Annotated in this window: 16 protein-coding genes; 11 read left to right on the plus strand and 5 right to left on the minus strand. The window is 71.4% G+C overall.

Annotation, left to right across the window (positions count from 1 at the left end; translation table 11 throughout):
- The first annotated feature begins 15 nt into the window (after positions 1 to 15).
- The 6 genes from ACQHII_RS39360 (at position 16) to ACQHII_RS39385 (ending at position 6,339) form a co-directional block, all read left to right on the plus strand.
- On the plus strand, positions 16 to 1,368 hold the full coding sequence (locus ACQHII_RS39360; RefSeq protein WP_427923717.1) for a peptidase C39 family protein: 1,353 nt from the start codon (positions 16 to 18) through the stop codon (positions 1,366 to 1,368).
- A gap of 101 nt (positions 1,369 to 1,469) precedes the next feature.
- Complete coding sequence (locus tag ACQHII_RS39365; RefSeq protein WP_427923718.1) at positions 1,470 to 1,616, plus strand: SCO1431 family membrane protein; 147 nt, start codon at positions 1,470 to 1,472, stop codon at positions 1,614 to 1,616.
- Between the two features lie 65 nt (positions 1,617 to 1,681).
- The gene (locus ACQHII_RS39370) at positions 1,682 to 2,341 is read left to right on the plus strand and encodes a TetR/AcrR family transcriptional regulator (RefSeq protein WP_427923719.1); all 660 of its coding nucleotides are present in this window, start codon (positions 1,682 to 1,684) and stop codon (positions 2,339 to 2,341) included.
- A gap of 229 nt (positions 2,342 to 2,570) precedes the next feature.
- Positions 2,571 to 3,788 (plus strand): acyl-CoA dehydrogenase family protein, encoded by a 1,218-nt coding sequence (locus ACQHII_RS39375; protein WP_427923720.1) that lies wholly within the window; start codon positions 2,571 to 2,573, stop codon positions 3,786 to 3,788.
- 343 nt (positions 3,789 to 4,131) lie between these two features.
- On the plus strand, positions 4,132 to 5,232 hold the full coding sequence (locus ACQHII_RS39380) for a hypothetical protein (protein ID WP_427923721.1): 1,101 nt from the start codon (positions 4,132 to 4,134) through the stop codon (positions 5,230 to 5,232).
- A gap of 12 nt (positions 5,233 to 5,244) precedes the next feature.
- Complete coding sequence (locus ACQHII_RS39385; protein WP_427923722.1) at positions 5,245 to 6,339, plus strand: phosphotransferase family protein; 1,095 nt, start codon at positions 5,245 to 5,247, stop codon at positions 6,337 to 6,339.
- A gap of 10 nt (positions 6,340 to 6,349) precedes the next feature.
- Here ACQHII_RS39385 and ACQHII_RS39390 read toward each other — a convergent pair whose 3' ends face one another.
- Positions 6,350 to 6,784: a hypothetical protein gene (locus ACQHII_RS39390; RefSeq protein ID WP_427923723.1), complete on the minus strand. Its 435-nt coding sequence runs from the start codon at positions 6,782 to 6,784 to the stop codon at positions 6,350 to 6,352.
- Positions 6,785 to 7,053: 269 nt separating this feature from the next.
- On the opposite strand from ACQHII_RS39390, the gene ACQHII_RS39395 reads away from it, so the two are divergent.
- The 4 genes from ACQHII_RS39395 to fxsA all read left to right on the plus strand — a co-directional run bounded on the left by ACQHII_RS39395 (position 7,054) and on the right by fxsA (position 11,120).
- Positions 7,054 to 7,494 carry an Lrp/AsnC family transcriptional regulator gene (locus ACQHII_RS39395; protein WP_043683290.1) on the plus strand — a complete coding sequence of 147 codons (441 nt, stop codon included), beginning with the start codon at positions 7,054 to 7,056 and terminating at the stop codon, positions 7,492 to 7,494.
- Between the two features lie 47 nt (positions 7,495 to 7,541).
- Positions 7,542 to 9,143 (plus strand): amidohydrolase, encoded by a 1,602-nt coding sequence (locus ACQHII_RS39400; protein WP_427923724.1) that lies wholly within the window; start codon positions 7,542 to 7,544, stop codon positions 9,141 to 9,143.
- A 534-nt stretch (positions 9,144 to 9,677) separates the two neighbouring features.
- Positions 9,678 to 10,490: a polyprenol monophosphomannose synthase gene (locus ACQHII_RS39405; protein WP_427923725.1), complete on the plus strand. Its 813-nt coding sequence runs from the start codon at positions 9,678 to 9,680 to the stop codon at positions 10,488 to 10,490.
- Positions 10,491 to 10,562: 72 nt separating this feature from the next.
- Positions 10,563 to 11,120, plus strand: coding sequence for an FxsA family membrane protein (gene fxsA / locus ACQHII_RS39410; RefSeq protein WP_427923726.1), 558 nt, complete (start codon positions 10,563 to 10,565; stop codon positions 11,118 to 11,120).
- A 128-nt stretch (positions 11,121 to 11,248) separates the two neighbouring features.
- On the opposite strand, the gene ACQHII_RS39415 is transcribed toward fxsA, so the two are convergent.
- From ACQHII_RS39415 to ACQHII_RS39430, 4 genes are all read right to left on the minus strand, one after another.
- Positions 11,249 to 11,623 (minus strand): RNA polymerase-binding protein RbpA, encoded by a 375-nt coding sequence (locus ACQHII_RS39415; protein WP_003977404.1) that lies wholly within the window; start codon positions 11,621 to 11,623, stop codon positions 11,249 to 11,251.
- 255 nt (positions 11,624 to 11,878) lie between these two features.
- The gene (locus ACQHII_RS39420; RefSeq protein ID WP_427923727.1) at positions 11,879 to 13,219 is read right to left on the minus strand and encodes an MFS transporter; all 1,341 of its coding nucleotides are present in this window, start codon (positions 13,217 to 13,219) and stop codon (positions 11,879 to 11,881) included.
- A 40-nt stretch (positions 13,220 to 13,259) separates the two neighbouring features.
- A complete protein-coding gene (locus tag ACQHII_RS39425; RefSeq protein WP_427923728.1) occupies positions 13,260 to 14,027 on the minus strand; it encodes a glycerophosphodiester phosphodiesterase in 768 nt (255 codons plus the stop codon).
- Complete coding sequence (locus tag ACQHII_RS39430; RefSeq protein WP_427923729.1) at positions 14,024 to 14,737, minus strand: YczE/YyaS/YitT family protein; 714 nt, start codon at positions 14,735 to 14,737, stop codon at positions 14,024 to 14,026. Before ACQHII_RS39430 ends, ACQHII_RS39425 begins: the two co-directional genes overlap by 4 nt.
- Positions 14,738 to 14,801: 64 nt before the next feature.
- Between ACQHII_RS39430 and ACQHII_RS39435 the strand changes: the two genes are divergently transcribed.
- Positions 14,802 to 16,304: a PLP-dependent aminotransferase family protein gene (locus ACQHII_RS39435; protein WP_427923730.1), complete on the plus strand. Its 1,503-nt coding sequence runs from the start codon at positions 14,802 to 14,804 to the stop codon at positions 16,302 to 16,304.
- Positions 16,305 to 16,306: the final 2 nt, after the last annotated feature.

The following is a 16,306-nucleotide window of genomic DNA, read 5'->3' on the forward strand; positions in this document are numbered from 1 at the left end:
GGGGGTCTTCCGCCCATGAGCAGAGCCGAACAACCGTCCCGCCGAGCCGTCCTGGCCGCCGCGGTCGCCGCCGCCGTGGTGAGCGGGGCCGGCCCCGCCGCCGCCGACGCAGACGCAACCGACTCGGACCAGGCCCCGACCCTGGTCGACTACCACGCGTGGACCACCTACGACGACTGGTGCGGCGGTAGCGCCAAGGGCACCCGGGCCGTCCCGGGCACCCGCCCCGGCCTCGTCATCGGCACCGCCCTCGGCAGCGTCGACTACACGGACCCGCACACCGGCAGGACCGCGAGCTGGGAGTACGCGACCTGGACGTCCCCCGTCCACGGACTCTCCGTCCCCGCGACGGAGGCCATCGCCTCCTGGAACGCGCACACCCCCGCCGGCACCTGGATCCAGGTCGAACTGCGCGGCACGTACTCCGACGGCACGGACACCCCCTGGTACGTGATGGGCCGCTGGGCAGCCGGGGACCAGGACATCAGGCGGACCTCCGTCGACGACCAGAAGGACGGCAGGTCGGCCGTCTGGACGGACACCTTCGCGATCGACGACGCGACCACGGGCCTGCGCCTCGTGTCGTACCGACTGCGCCTGACCCTCTACCGCAAGCCGGGCACCGAGCTCACCCCCACCGTGTGGCGGCTCGGCGCGATGGGCTCGGACGTCCCGGACCGCTTCACCGTCCCGGCCTCGACGCCCGGCCTCGCCGGGGAGCTGATCGTCCCGCGCTACTCGCAGGAGATCCACACCGGCCAGTACCCCGAGTACGACAACGGCGGCGAGGCCTGGTGCAGCCCCACCTCCTCGCAGATGATCATCGAGTACTGGGGCGGCCGGCTCACCCCGGAGCAACTGGCCTGGGTCGACCCGAGCTACGCGGACCCGCAGGTCGACAACGCGGCCCGCTTCACCTACGACTACCAGTACAACGGCTGCGGCAACTGGCCGTTCAACGCGGCCTACGCGGCGACGTACCGGGACCTGCAAGGCGTGGTCACCCGGCTCGGCTCGCTCACCGACCTGGAGACGCTGATCGCGGCGGGCATCCCGGCCATAACGTCCCAGTCCTTCCTCAGCAGCGAGCTGACCGGCGCGGGGTACGGCACGGCCGGCCATCTGATGACCGTGATCGGCTTCACCGCCGCCGGGGACGTGATCGCCAACGACCCCAACTCGCCCAGCGATCCGGCCGTCCGCCGCGTCTACAAGCGCCGCGAGTTCGAGAACATCTGGCTGCGCACCAAGCGGTACAACGCCTCCGGCAACCTCTCCTCCGGTACCGGCGGCGTCTGTTACCTCTACTTCCCGGCGCGGCCGACCGCCCGCCAGCGCACCGCACTCGCGGCGGTGGGCGTGCGCTGATCACGGGGCTGTGACCAAGGTCTCCGGCCCGGAAGGCGATATGGATGGCAAGGTGGACAGAACGGGGGAGTCCACCGCACATCCGACCTCTGTGAGCCACCATGACCGCACAATCGGCCGGCGCCGTCCGCGCCCGCACCCGCACCGGCGGCCCCAAGGGCGACGGCCCGAAGATCGTCGAACACGTCATGGGCTGGACCCTCGTCGTGGTGATCGCGATGCTCGTGACTCAAATCGGACTGCTGTGACCTGACGCATACTTGACCTGCCATACTGCGGTTGACCAAGCCCAGTTGGAGAGCCAGAGTCGAAATTGGAAATCAGTCAGCAGCGTGACGTCGCGCGTCCACGGGCGCGCGGTACCGAGCGTTCCCTGGCGCGCCGCGCCGAACTCATCGCCATTGGCCGGAAGTTGTTCGCCGACACGTCCTACGACGCGCTGTCCATGGACGACATCGCGCGGCAGGCCCATGTCGCCAAGGGGCTGATCTACTACTACTTCCAGTCCAAGCGCGGCTACTACCTGGCGATCATCAACGACTCCGTCGCCGACCTGGTCACCTTCGCGGCGAGCGGCTACGAACTGCCCCAACTGGACCGCGTACAGCGCACGATGGACAGCTATCTCCGCTGGGCCGAGCACAACCAGGCCGCCTACCGGACCATCGTCAGCGGTGGCGTCGGCTTCGACACCGAGGTGCACGCCATCCGCGACGGCGTCCGCGCCGCCATCGTCGAGACCATCGCCGCCGGGGCGTACGGCCGCAGCGACATCTCCCGCCTCGCACGCATGGGCCTGTTCGGCTGGGTGTGCAGCGTCGAGGGCGCGACCCTGGAGTGGATCAGCGGGCCCGACCTGTCCCGCGAGACGATGCGCGAGCTCCTCGTGAAGACCCTCGGCGGCACCCTGCGCGCCATCGAGGAACTGGACCCGACGTATCCGGCGCCGGCCCCGGCCCGCCGGGACGGCTGAGCGGGCGCTCCCGGCCCGTTCCGGACGACCGGGTTATTCTCGAAGTAAGCGGTCGTTAACTGGTGACGGCAGACCTCCGATCGGGCATACTCACAGCGCAGAGCCGCTGGTCAGCCGCTTCCGAGACCCGGAAGTGGGAGCAGCGGCCGTACCCGTGCGATATCCGGCGCAGGCGCCTCGACCCCAGGCGTACGCCCGCCGATGTCCCGACAGGGAGGAGAGCGTCGCCATGCCCGACCGCGCCCCGCAGCCGGTGGACCGGCAACTGCCCACGGACGAGGCCCGGGATCTGATCTCGCTGGTCCGCGACATCGCGCAGCGCGAGATCGCCCCGAGGGCGGCCGAGGAAGAGGACGCCGGACGCTTCCCGCGCGAGGTCTTCACCCTGCTCTCCGAGTCCGGACTGCTCGGCCTGCCCTACGACTCCGAGTACGGCGGCGGCGACCAGCCGTACGAGGTCTACCTCCAGGTGCTCGAAGAGCTCGCGGCGGCCCGACTCACCGTCGGCCTAGGCGTCAGCGTCCACTCCCTGTCCTGCCACGCGCTGGCCAACTACGGCACCAAGCAGCAGCAGGTCGAGTACCTGCCCGCGATGCTCGGTGGCGGACTGCTGGGCGCCTACTGCCTGTCCGAGCCGTCCTCCGGTTCCGACGCGGCGTCCCTGCGCACGAAGGCGGTCAGGGACGGTGGGGGCCCCTCCCGCTCGAGCGGAGCCGAGAGTGGGGGAGACTGGGTGATCGACGGCACCAAGGCCTGGATCACCCACGGCGGCATCGCCGACTTCTACACGGTCATGGCCCGCACCGGCGAGGACGGCGCGCGCGGGATCAGCGCCTTCCTGGTGCCCGGTGACGCGCCGGGTCTGAGCGGCGCGGTGCCGGAGAAGAAGATGGGCATGAAGGGCTCGCCCACCGCCCAGGTCCACTTCGACGGCGTCCGGGTCTCCGACGAGCGGCGCCTCGGCGAGGAGGGCCAGGGCTTCGCGATCGCCCTGTCCGCGCTGGACTCCGGGCGGCTCGGTATCGCGGCCTGCGCGATCGGCCTGGCGCAGGCGGCACTCGACGAGGCGGTGGCGTACGCGACCGGACGGCAGCAGTTCGGGCGGCCGATCTCCGACTTCCAGGGGCTGCGCTTCATGCTCGCCGACATGGCCACCCAGATCGAGGCGGGCCGGGCGCTGTACCTCGCGGCGGCCCGGCTGCGCGACGCGGGCCGGCCGTTCGCCAAACAGGCCGCCATGGCCAAGCTGCACTGCACCGACACCGCGATGAAGGCCACCGTCGACGCCGTCCAGGTGCTCGGCGGATACGGCTACACCGCGGACTTCCCGGTCGAGCGCTACATGCGCGAGGCCAAGGTCCTGCAGATCGTCGAGGGCACCAACCAGATCCAGCGCATGGTCATCGCCCGCCACCTAGCGGGTCCCGAAGTCCACCGAACCGGCTGAGTCCGACCGGCGGCGCCGCCAGCCGCACCCACTCCGGGTCGTGCCGCCCCGGCAGGGTGCGGCCCCGGTCGGCCCAAGTCCGCATGAGATCACGGTAGATGGGCGGATCCTGCGGCTGCGGCGGCGCCAGCGGAACCGATTCTGCGGGCGCCGGGACGTAGATACGGCGCCGACGCCCGGTCGGCGCATATGTAGGGGTCATACCAGGGCAACGTAAGAGCCCGCGGGCAGGTCACCGGCGCGGGAAATCGAGCGTGAGTTCACCGGCGTACGGCTCCCGCCCCTGGCTACCGCACGCTACCTGACGTACCGTCACCTCCACTGTCCCCAGGGGAGGTTAGCCGTGGCAGACGACCGTCCCGTGCCCCTCGACGAGTACCCCGTGCACCAGGTCCCCCTGTCGATGAAGCACGTCGCGACCGGCGACCGGAACGCCTACGACCGCTGCATCTTCCACGTCCTCGACCACGAGGGCCGCGCCCTGCTCATCCTCGGCCTCGGCGTCTACCCCAACGTCGGCGTGATCGACGCCTACGCCACCCTCCGTACCGGCGACACCCTGCACGCCGTCCGCGCCTCGGACGCCCTCGGCGACGACCGCATGCACCTCGCGGTCGGCCCGCTGCGCATCGAGGTCGAGGAGCCACTGCGCCGACTGCGCCTGCGCTGCGACGACAACTCCCTCTCGTACGACCTGTCGTGGAACGCCGAGTTCCCCGCGCTCTGGGAACCCCACCACGTGCAGTACCGCGGCGACCGGCTCACCCTCGAAGGGCGCCGTTTCGTCCAGGCGGGCGGCGTGGAGGGCGTGATCCGCGCCGGCGGCGAGGAGTTCAGGGTCACCGCCGACGGCTGGACCGGTACCCGTGACCGCAGTTGGGGCGTGCGCCCCATCCCCGGCGAGGAGGGCGGCCGGCTCGCCGCGGACCATCCGACCGAGGGCTTCCACTGGATCTGGTGCCCGGTCCGCTTCGAGGACCGCTTCCTCATGGTGATCGTCCAGGAGGACGCCGACGGCCACCGCACCCTGAACGAGGCCACCGTCGTCCGCCCAGGCCACCGCGACCGCCAACTCGGCTGGCCCCAGGCCGAGATCACCTACCGCCCCGGCACCCGCCACCCCGAGCGCGCCCTCGTCCACCTCGGGGACACCCGCAAACCGCAGGAACTCGAGGTCGAGATCCTGACCTCCTCGCCCCTGGCCGTCGGCGCCGGCTACCCACCCGCCGACGACTGGCAGCACGGCACCTGGCGAGGCCGCGCCTGGACCGACGCGCGCACCTACGACTTGACCCGACCGGCCCCGCTCGCCGCCTACGGAGTCACCGACCACGCGGCCCGCTTCCGCCTCGACGGTCAGGTGGGCCACGGCATCTTCGAGCACGGCTCCTTCGGCCGCCACGACCCGAGCGGCTTCACCGGCTTCGACTCGGTTGCGCCGTAGGGGAGTTGACACATGGCCACAGCACCGCGCCCGCGCACGACCACCCGCGACCCCGAGGAACTCGCCCACCGCCTCACCGCCTGGCTCGACACTCGCCTGCCCGGCGCCAAGGCCGTCGACATCCGGGTCCCCGCGTCGAACGGCATGTCCAGCGAGACCCTGCTCTTCGACATCGAACACCCCGAACCACCCCTGCGCGCCTGCGCGTTGAGACTCGCGGCCGACCCGGCGGCGTACACCGTCTTCCCGGTCTACGACCTGCCGCGCCAGTTCCGCACCATGCGCCTGGTCGCCGACCGCACGGACCTCCCGGTGCCGGAAGTCCGCTGGCTGGAGGAGGATCCGGGCCCGCTCGGCGCCCCGTTCTTCGTGATGGAACGGGTGGAGGGTCGCGTACCGCCGGACGTCATGCCCTATACGTACGAGGGCAATTGGCTGCACGCGGCGACCGACGCGGAGCGGGAGCATCTGGAGGCCGCCTCGGTCGCGCTCATCGCTCATCTGCACGACCAAGTCCCGCCCACCGAGGCCGAGTTCCTCGCACTCCCCGGCGACGGCGACGCCCTGAGCCGGCACGTCGCGTTCCAACGCGCCTACTACGAATGGGTGGTTGACGGACTCGCCCGCTCACCCCTCATCGAGAGCGCCTTCGACCGGCTCACGGAACTCTGGCCGGCCGACCCCGGCGAGACGGTCCTCAACTGGGGCGACGCGCGCATCGGGAACGTCGTCTACGACGGCTTCGACCCCGTCGCCGTCCTCGACTGGGAGATGGCGGCACCGGCCCCGCGCGAGGTGGACCTCGGCTGGACCGTCTATCTGCACCGCTTCTTCCAGGACCTCACGGCCGCCTTCGGCCAGGCGGGCCTGCCGGAGTTCTTCCGCCGGGACCGGGTGGAGGCCCGGTACGCCGAACTCACCGGCCACACCCCGCGCGACATGGACTTCTACACCCTGTACGCGGCGCTGCGGCACGCGATCGTGATGCTGCGCATCGCCTACCGACAGGTGCACTTCGGGGAGAGCGCCGTCCCGGCGGACCCGGACACACTGATCCTGCACCACGGCAGCCTGCGGGCCATGGTGCAGGGCAGCTACTGGGGTTGAGCGAGAGCGCTCAGGCGGCGCGGCGCATGTCGGGCACCCGCATCGGACGCGAGCTGGGGCCACCGACGTGCGAGAAGGGCTGCGTGCGCCAGTCGAGGCCCTGAGGGAGCGTCAACAGCAGCGCGGTGTCCTGCTCCTGGAGCTCCATGGTCTCGTCGGCGGAGCGGGCGTCGGCCGCCTCGCGGCCCGTACCGGCGCAGACCGTCAGCCCGAACGGGTTCCACGGCGAGGCGCACAGCGCGTGCTCCGGCAGGACCTCCTCGTCCGCGAGGAGCGCGATGGGCTGCACGCAGTCCGGGCAGATCACCCGGTACATCTCGAAGGTGTCGTACTCGTCGAGTTCGTCGGCCTCGAAACCGTCCGGTTCGACGCCCTCCGGCTCGGACTCGACGACGAGCTGCGGCCGCTTGGGCGCGGTGCGTCCAGGGCGCTTAAGACTCTGCATGGGTTTCTCCCCCTACTGGGCTGGGCCGTGAAGGCGCTGCGGCCTCGACCACAGCAAGCACTTCCCGTCCGGTCTCCGCGGTAATCACGAGAACATCACGGAGACCGTTCGGGACCTGTGGCGTTCGTCACATGCCGCCCGCAGATGCCCGGGGCGGCGGTTTTGTCCCCAGCTGACTCACAGACTGCGCTCCGCCACATCACGAACCGGGTATGACCTGCGCCGCTGAGGTATCGGAGGAGATCAGCGGCCATGTAAGTTCTTGCGCCATGGAGGAGCTGGACCGACAAATCGTGCAGCTGCTCGTCAAGGACGGGCGGATGAGCTACACAGACCTGGGCAAGGCCACGGGCCTGTCCACGTCGGCCGTGCACCAGCGGGTGCGCCGGCTGGAACAGCGTGGCGTCATCCGCGGGTATGCCGCGGTCGTCGACCCGGAGGCGGTGGGCCTGCCCATGACCGCCTTCATCTCGGTGAAACCGTTCGACCCCAGCGCCCCCGACGACATCGCGGACCGCCTCTCCGGAGTCCCCGAGATCGAGGCCTGCCACAGCGTCGCGGGCGACGAGAACTACATCCTCAAGGTGCGGGTCTCCACGCCGCACGAACTGGAGGAACTGCTCGCCCGGCTGCGTGGCCTGGCCGGCGTCTCGACCCGCACCACGGTGGTCCTCTCGACGCCGTACGAGGCCCGCCCGCCGCGCATCTGACCGACCTGCGTGCGGGGTCGCGCCGGTGAGGCGCGAGACTGTTCCCCATGAGTGAGCGCACCCCCGAACCGGCCACCGTCCTGCTCCGCCGCGGCGAAGTCCACAGCCCCGCCGACCCGTTCGCGACCGCGATGGTCGTCGAACGCGGCCAGGTCGCCTGGGTCGGCTCCGAGGGCGCCGCCGACGCCTTCGCGGAAGGGGTCGACGAGGTGGTCGACCTGGACGGCGCGCTGGTCACCCCGGCGTTCACCGACGCACATGTGCACACCACCGCCACCGGCCTCGCGCTCACCGGCCTCGACCTCTCCGACGCGCCCTCCCTGGAGACGGCCCTGTCCCTCGTCCGGGACTTCGCCGCCGCCCGCCCCGCCGACCGCGTCCTGCTCGGCCACGGCTGGGACGCGGCCCGCTGGCCCGGGGGCCGCCCGCCGACCCGCGCCGAACTCGACGCGGCGACCGGCGGACGCCCGCTCTACCTCTCCCGCATCGACGTCCACTCCGCGGTCGTCACGACCGCCCTGCTCGACCTGGTCCCCGGCTTCGACGCGCCGGACGGCCCCCTCACCGCCGACGCCCACCACGCCGTCCGCGCCACCGCACTCGCCGCCATCACCCCGGAACAGCGCGTCGAGGCCCAGCGCACCGCCCTCGCCCACGCGGCCTCCCTGGGCGTCGGCTCGGTCCACGAGTGCGCAGGGCCCGACATCTCCTCGGAGGACGACTTCAGGGGCCTGCTGCGGCTCGCCGCCGAGGAGCCCGGGCCGCGCGTCGTCGGCTACTGGGCCGAGCAGGACGTGGCGAAGGCGCGGGAGCTGGGCGCCGTAGGAGCGGCCGGGGACCTCTTCGTCGACGGTTCCATCGGCTCGCACACCGCCTGTCTGCACGAGCCGTATTCCGACGCCGGGCACACCGGGATCGCCTACCTCGACGCGGACGCCGTCGCCGCCCATGTCGTGGCCTGCACCGAGGCGGGCCTCCAGGCAGGCTTCCACGCCATCGGGGACGCCGCCGTGACCGCCGTCGTCCAGGGTGTCCGCGCGGCCGCCGAGAAGGTCGGCCTGGCCCGCGTCCGCGCCGCCCGGCACCGCGTCGAACACGCCGAGCTGCTCACCCCGGAGACCATCGCCGCCTTCGCCGAACTGGGCCTGACCGCCTCCGTGCAGCCCGCCTTCGACGCGCTGTGGGGCGGCGAGGAGGGCATGTACGCCCAGCGCCTGGGCGTTGAGCGGGCCCGCGCCCTGAACCCCTTCGCGGCCCTGCTCCGGGCCGGCGTGCCGCTCGCTTTCGGTTCCGACAGCCCGGTCACCCCGGTCGACCCCTGGGGCACGGTCCGCGCCGCCGCGTTCCATCAAACGGCTGAACACCGCGTCTCCGCACGGGCCGCGTTCACCGCACATACGCGGGGCGGCTGGCGGGCCGTAGGACGGGACGACGCGGGTGTTCTGGTCCCCGGCGCGCCCGCCGACTACGCCGTTTGGCGGACCGACGCCCTGGTGGTGCAGGCGCCCGACGACCGGGTCGCGCGCTGGTCGACTGACCCGCGCTCCGGCACACCCGGACTGCCCGACCTGACGCCGGGGGGCGACCTACCGGTCTGTCTGCGCACCGTCGTGGGCGGACGGACGGTGTTCGTACGGCCGGGCGAGTGATCTCCCGGGGTGGCGCGCCCCCGATCCGCGCCCGCCGCCGCGTCGCGCGACCTGCGTATCCTCTGCCCTGACCAGCCATTTGAGGGAGAAAGCGCAGATCAGACGGCTGTTGACAGGCGGGCGCAGGGGGCCGGTAGGTTCGTCCGAGTCCACCACCGGACGCCCGACCGGGGAACCTCCGAACAATCGCCGAAGCGCCGCTGGGTCAGGGACGGTGTGCCGCACCGGGGCACCGCCACTGGGAGCCAGGCTCAGCGCCCGCGCCACGGCGAGGGAACGTTCCGGCCGGTCGGCTGGTGTGACCCGGGTGGGGCCCGGACGTCCAGTAGACAACGGCTTTGGTCGACCCGCAGCCGGCGGGTCCCAGGTCGGCCCGAAGGGCGCCGGGCCCCCATCCGCAGCACACCAGTGCCCAAAAAGCACAGTCTTACCCCGTTCTTGTCGAATCGACACCACCGTACGAACGACGTGGCACGTCATCCCAGGCGGCGGCCACTATGGTGGACGCCTGCGTACGGACATGAAGGGGCAGCAGTGAACGACGGCGACGGAGCCCTCGCGGCACAGGCCCAGGGGCGGAAGTTCGGCCCGCTCGGCACGGCCTTGGTGATCATTCCGACCTACAACGAGGCGGAGAACATCAAGTCCATCGTCGGGCGGGTGCGGAAGTCGGTCCCCGAGGCTCACGTGCTCGTGGCCGACGACAACAGCCCCGACGGCACGGGCAAGCTGGCCGACGAGCTGGCGGCCGAGGACGAACAGGTCCAGGTCCTGCACCGCAAGGGCAAGGAGGGCCTAGGCGCCGCATACCTCGCGGGCTTCCGCTGGGGCATCGACAACGGCTACGGCGTCCTCGTCGAGATGGACGCCGACGGCTCCCACCGGCCCGAGGAGCTGCCCCGGCTGCTCACCGCGCTCAAGGGCGCGGACCTGGTGCTCGGCTCCCGCTGGGTGCCCGGCGGCCGGGTGGTGAACTGGCCGAAGTCCCGCGAGTTCATCTCCCGCGGCGGCAGCCTCTACTCGCGCGTGGCGCTCGACCTGCCGCTGCGCGACATCACCGGCGGCTACCGGGCCTTCCGCCGCGAGACCCTCGAAGGCCTCGGCCTGGAGGACGTGGCCTCCCAGGGCTACTGCTTCCAGGTCGACCTGGCCCGCCGCGCCGTCAAGGCCGGCTACCACGTCGTCGAGGTGCCCATCACCTTCGTGGAGCGCGAACACGGCGACTCCAAGATGAGCCGCGACATCCTCGTCGAGGCACTGTGGCGGGTCACCACCTGGGGCGTGGGGGAGCGGGTCGGCAAGCTCCGCGGCCGGGGCAGGCCCGGGGGGAAGCCCTCACAGCCGTAGCCCCGCAACCCCACAGGCCTCGTTGATCGTCCCCTTATCCCGCACTGAGCCGGGCCCAGGCACACTGGACGTATGACGACTGGCGCATCCACCCCTTCCTCCGCCGCCCGGCCCCCGCGTTCCCGGCTGCGTACGTTCCTGCCGCTGGGCATCGCGGCCTGGCTGGTGCTGGAGATCTGGCTGCTGACCGTGGTGGCGGGCGCGTCGAGCGGTCTTACGGTCTTCCTGCTGCTGCTCGCAGGGTTCGTGCTCGGCGCGGTGGTGATCAAGCGCGCGGGTCGGCGGGCCTTCCAGAACCTGAGCCAGGCCGTGCAGCAGGGCACCGCCCCGGCCAGCGGCGGTGGCAGCGGCCTGATGATGCTCGGTGGGCTGCTGCTGATGATCCCTGGGCTGATCTCGGACGCGGTGGGGCTGCTCCTGCTGATCCCGCCGGTCCAGCAGGCGCTGGGGCGCTACGCGGAGCGCACGGTCGAGCGGAAGCTGCGCAAGGCCGCCCCCGGCACCCTCGGTGACGCCTTCCAGCAGGCCCGGATCCACCGCCCGGACGGCAAGGTCGTCCAGGGCGAGGTCATCCGGGACGAGCCCGGCGGTGACGCCCCGCAGGCCCCGCGCCCGCCGCTCACCCACTGATATCCGGGCAGGCACCGACAGTCACCTGGGCAGGCAAAAGCGCGGGCGCCGTACATGTTCGTACGGCGCCCGCGCTTACTTGCTTGTGCCACTTGCGTGTGCGGTAGAACCGCTCCACACCCTCGGGACTAGGCCGACTTGCGGCTGTCCCTCGGGTGAACCGCGATATTCATCGCGCCGGAACGGAGAACGGCAAGACGCTCCTCGAGGACCTCTTCGAGTTCCTCGCGGGTGCGCCGTTCCATCAGCATGTCCCAGTGGGTACGCGCGGGCTTGGCCTTCTTTTCCTCAGGGCCGTCGCCGTCGACCAGGAGTGCCTGGGCCCCGCAGACCTTGCACTCCCACTCCGGCGGAATCTCCGCCTCGACCGAGAAGGGCATCTCAAAGCGATGTCCCTTCTCGCATGCGTACTCCACGGCCTGGCGTGGTGCCAGGTCGATACCGCGGTCCGTCTCGTAGCTGGTCACCACGAGGCGCGTGCCGCGAAGAGCTCGCTCACTCATGAATCGTGCCTCCCGGGCTTGTCGCCCACAGGACAGGTGTCGCTGTCGTCGTCATCCGGTCAACGTCCGGTCGGCGGTAAAGATTCCCGTACGGGGTCATGCGTCGCCGTCGTAGCCGCCCCTTGTTGTACCCACCAGCGCCCGGTTTGTCACATCTACTAGCAGATGTCACCTAGCGATTCGTCATCTTTGACGCGCAGTAACGGTACGCCAGGCAGGCCAAACGCGTACACTACCGCCCTTTCGCCTCCAGCGCTAAATCCTCTCGGGAAGAGGATTCCCCGCGTCGCCGATCGCCCGTGCCACCGGAACCCGTGCGAGCAGCACGAATCCCACGATGAAGAAGGCCACCAGGGAGATGATCGCGTCCCGGTAACTTCCGGTCAGCTGGTACGTCACCCCGAACAGAAGTGGGCCCAGCCAGCTCATGCCCCGATCGCTCATCTCGTACGCCGAGAAGTACTCGGCTTCCTTGCCGGGCGGCACCAGATGCGAGAACAGGGACCGGGACAGCGCCTGGCTGCCGCCCAGGACCAGGCCGATCCCGGCGGCCAGCACGAAGAACCAGACGGGCGCGCCGGCGGGCAGGAAGTACCCGGCGGCCAGCGTCACCGTCCACGCCACCAGCGAGCCGAGAATCGTCCGCTTGGCCCCGTAGGTCCGGGCGAGTCGCCCCATCCCGAGCGCGCCCGCCACCGCCAGCACCTGGACCATCAGCACGGCCGTGATGAGCGTCGACTGACTCAGGCCGAGCTCCTCGGAGCCGTACACGGATGCCTGGGAGATCACCGTCTGGATGCCGTCGTTGTAGATCAGGTAGGCGAACAGGAAGGACAGGGTGAGCGGTTTGCCGCGCATGTCCCCAACCGTCGCCGCCAACTGCCGCCAGCCCTGCGCCATCGGCGCCTCGGACGTCGTACGGCCCCGGTCGCGCAGCCGTTTCAGCGGTACGAGGGTGAAGGCGCCCCACCAGATGCCGGCCGAGGCGAGACAGATGCGGACGGCCATCGACTCGGACAGGCCGAAGGAGTCGTGGGCGGTGAACAGGATCAGGTTCGCGACCAGGATCAGGGAGCCGGCCGCGTAGCCGAAGGCCCAGCCGCGCGAGGAGACCGCGTCGCGTTCCTCGGGCGGGGCGATCTGCGGAAGGTAGGAGTTGTAGACGACCATCGACACGGCCACCGACGAGTTCGCGACGATCAGCAGGAAGCCGCCCAGGAGATAGCGGTCGCCGTCCAGGAAGAACAGGCCCGTGGTGGCGGTCGCGCCCACATAGGCGGCGAGCGCCAGGAGGGGTTTCTTGCGCCCCGTGCGGTCGGCCGCCGCGCCCGCCAGCGGCATGACGAGGATCGACACGATCACGGACGCGGAGACGGTGTAGGCGAAGAAGGAGCCCGCCCGGACCGGTACCCCCAGGGGATGCACGAACCCGTCCGGATCGGCCGCCGACTTGGCGACCGAGGTCAGATAGGGGCCCAGGAACACGGTGAGCACGCTCGTCGAGTAGACGGAGCAGGCCCAGTCGTAGAAGTACCAGCCGCGCTGTTCGCGCCGCCGCTCGGCTGCCTCCGGTGACCGCAGGGTGTCGGTACCCACCCGTGCCCTCGCTTCCCCGTGCACGCGTCGGCTCCGGGGCTCAGGCCCAGACGCCCCGCTCCACCATGACCTCGCGCAGTGTGTCGATGTGATCGGTCATGATGCCATCCACGCCCAGGTCAAGGAGCCGGTGCATACGATCGGCCTCGTTGATGGTCCACACGTGGACCTGCACCCCGCGCGCGTGGGCCGCGTTCACGAAGCGCCGGTCGACCACGGGGATGCCCGACTGCTCCTCGGGCACCTGCGCGGCGACAGCCGAACGGCGCACCGGGAGCGGCGCGCCCCACGACCGCAGCCGCAGATTCAGCACCCCGCGCGTGCCGAACGACGTGGCCAGGCGCGGCCCGGCCAGGTGCTGGGCGCGGACCACGCGCTTCTCGGAGAAGGAGCCGACGCAGACGCGGTTCCAGGAGTCGGTGCGCTCCAGCAGCTCCAGGAGAGGGTGCAGTGCCGGCTCCGCCTTGATGTCGACGTTCCAGCGCACCTCGGGGAAGGTCTCCAGCAGCTCCTCGAAGAGGGGCACCGGTTCTTTGCCCGCCACGCGCGCCTGACTCACGTCGGACCAGAAGAGGTCCGCGATCCGGCCCGCGCCGTCGGTCACCCGGTCCAGGGTCTCGTCGTGGAAGGCGACGAGCTTCCCGTCCGCGGTGGCATGGACGTCGGTCTCGATGTACCGATAGCCCAGCTCGACCGCGCGCCGGAACTGGAACACCGTGTTCTCCAGGCCGTCCGCCGCGCCGCCCCGGTGGGCGAAGGGGATCGGACCGGGATGGTCGAGGTACGGATGACGTATGAGCGTGGTCACCCGGGCAGTATCGCCCGTTCCGGTGACCCGGTGGCTACGACCGTGCTGCCACTGGATGCCGAGGGGGCGGCGAAGACGCGAAGGAAGAACTGGGCGAGTGGGCCGATCGCCAGGGCGTAGAGCAGCGTGCCGACGCCGACCGTGCCGCCGAGCGCGAAGCCGGTGGCCACGACGGCGACCTCGATCCCCGTGCGGATCAGGCGGATCGACCGGCCGGTGAGCTTGTGCAGCCCGGTCATCAGCCCGTCGCGCGGGCCCGGCCCGAAGCTCGCGGAGATGTACAGCCCGGTGGCGACCCCGTTGAGCAGGACGCCGGCCAGCAGCAGCGGAATCCGTACGGCCAGGCCGTGCGCGTCCGGGAGCAGGGCGAGGGTGCCGTCCATGGCCAGACCGACCACGAACACGTTGGACACCGTCCCGAGGCCGGGGCGCTGGCGCAGCGGGATCCACAGGAGCAGGACCGCCGCGCCCACGATGATCGAGACGACGCCGATCGTCAGGCCGGTCAGTTCGGCGAGGCCCTGGTGCAGCACGTTCCAGGGCTCAAGGCCCAGGCCGGAGACCACGAGGAGCGCCGAGCTGGCGCCGTACAGCGCGAGTCCGACGTAGAGCTGGACCAACCGTCGGCCGAGACGGTTCCGCGTGGATGTCCCGAGACGGTTCCGCGTGGACAAGAGGTGCCCCCTGGTGGTGGTAGTGGCCTGACGCATGACACTCTGTGGCTTGAGAACAGACGTCATCCATGGCCAATTCCGGGAAGGTGGACTGGTTTCCATGGCGCAGTGGACCTCGGCGATGGGCGCCGCGCAGCTGGCCCGGCTGCTCAACTCCCAGCAGGACCGCCCGGCCGGGCCCGGCACCCGCCGGCCGCCCGCCTACCGGGCCCTCGCGGACGGCATCCGCCTCCTCGTGCTGGAGGGGCGCGTCCCGGTGGCCGCGCGGCTGCCCGCCGAGCGGGAGCTGGCGCTCGCGCTGTCCGTCAGCCGCACCACGGTCGCCGCCGCCTACGAGGCGCTGCGCGCCGAAGGATTCCTGGAGTCCCGGCGCGGGGCCGGCAGCTGGACCGCCGTACCGGCCGGAAACCCGCTCCCCGCGCGCGGGCTGGAGCCGTTGCCCCCGGAGGCCCTCGGTTCGGTGATCGACCTGGGTTGCGCCTCGCTGCCCGCGCCCGAGCCGTGGCTCACCCGGGCCGTGCAGGGCGCCCTGGAGGAGCTGCCGCCGTACGCCCACACGCACGGCGACTACCCGGCCGGGCTGCCCGCGCTGCGCGCGATGATCGCCGAGCGGTACACCCTGCGCGGGATCCCGACCATGCCCGAGCAGATCATGGTGACGACGGGTGCGATGGGTGCCATCGACGCCATCTGTCATCTCTTCGCGGGGCGCGGCGAGCGGGTCGCCGTCGAGTCGCCGTCCTACGCCAACATCCTCCAGCTGATGCGGGAGGCGGGCGCCCGGCTGGTTCCCGTGGCGATGGCCGAGGGGCTGACCGGCTGGGACCTGGACCGCTGGCGGCAGGTGCTGCGGGACGCGGCGCCCCGGCTCGCGTACGTCGTCGCCGACTTCCACAACCCGACCGGCGCCCTCGCCGACGACGACCAGCGGCGGCAGCTCGTGGACGCGGCCCGCTCGGCCGGCACCGTGCTCGTCGCCGACGAGACCATGACTGAGCTGTGGCTGGACGACGACGTCGAAATGCCGCGCCCTGTCTGCGGGTTCGACCCGGCCGGTTCGACCGTCATCACCGTCGGTTCGGCCAGCAAGGCCTTCTGGGCCGGCATGCGCATCGGCTGGGTGCGCGCGGCCCCCGATGTCATCCGCAGCCTGGTCGCGGCCCGCGCCTACGCCGACCTCGGCACCCCGGTGCTGGAACAGCTCGCCGTCAACTGGCTGTTCAGCACCGGCGGTTGGGAGCAGGCCGTCGACATCCGGCGTGCCCAGGCCCGCGAGAACCGGGACGCGCTGGTCGCGGCGGTACGGCGGGAGCTGCCCGGCTGGGAGTTCGAGGTGCCGAAGGGCGGGCTCACGCTGTGGGTGCGCACGGGTGGGCTGTCGGGTTCCCGGCTCGCGGAGATGGGGGAGCGCGTGGGGCTACGGGTGCCGTCCGGGCCGCGCTTCGGCGTGGACGGGGCCTTCGAGGGTTATGTGCGGCTGCCGTTCACCGTGGGCGGCGCGGTGGCCGAGGAGGCGGCGGCCCGGCTGGCCGCAGCGGCCCGTCTGGTGGAGAACGGGGCCGCCGGAGGCGGCGCCGAGTCGCCGCGGACGTTCGTGGCGTAGCC

The organism is Streptomyces sp. cg40 (assembly GCF_050320165.1).
Lineage (GTDB): Bacteria > Actinomycetota > Actinomycetes > Streptomycetales > Streptomycetaceae > Streptomyces > Streptomyces hokutonensis.

Bases quoted from the DNA above. Each gene is read 5' to 3' on its own strand.
- ACQHII_RS39360 (WP_427923717.1), top strand. From the start codon at position 16: ATGAGCAGAGCCGAACAACCGTCCCGCCGAGCCGTCCTGGCCGCCGCG.
- ACQHII_RS39365 (WP_427923718.1), top strand. From the start codon at position 1,470: ATGACCGCACAATCGGCCGGCGCCGTCCGCGCCCGCACCCGCACCGGC.
- ACQHII_RS39375 (WP_427923720.1), top strand. From the start codon at position 2,571: ATGCCCGACCGCGCCCCGCAGCCGGTGGACCGGCAACTGCCCACGGAC.
- ACQHII_RS39385 (WP_427923722.1), top strand. From the start codon at position 5,245: ATGGCCACAGCACCGCGCCCGCGCACGACCACCCGCGACCCCGAGGAA.
- ACQHII_RS39390 (WP_427923723.1), bottom strand. From the start codon at position 6,784: ATGCAGAGTCTTAAGCGCCCTGGACGCACCGCGCCCAAGCGGCCGCAG.
- ACQHII_RS39395 (WP_043683290.1), top strand. From the start codon at position 7,054: ATGGAGGAGCTGGACCGACAAATCGTGCAGCTGCTCGTCAAGGACGGG.
- ACQHII_RS39400 (WP_427923724.1), top strand. From the start codon at position 7,542: ATGAGTGAGCGCACCCCCGAACCGGCCACCGTCCTGCTCCGCCGCGGC.
- fxsA (WP_427923726.1), top strand. From the start codon at position 10,563: ATGACGACTGGCGCATCCACCCCTTCCTCCGCCGCCCGGCCCCCGCGT.
- ACQHII_RS39415 (WP_003977404.1), bottom strand. From the start codon at position 11,623: ATGAGTGAGCGAGCTCTTCGCGGCACGCGCCTCGTGGTGACCAGCTAC.
- ACQHII_RS39430 (WP_427923729.1), bottom strand. From the start codon at position 14,737: ATGCGTCAGGCCACTACCACCACCAGGGGGCACCTCTTGTCCACGCGG.
- ACQHII_RS39435 (WP_427923730.1), top strand. From the start codon at position 14,802: ATGGCGCAGTGGACCTCGGCGATGGGCGCCGCGCAGCTGGCCCGGCTG.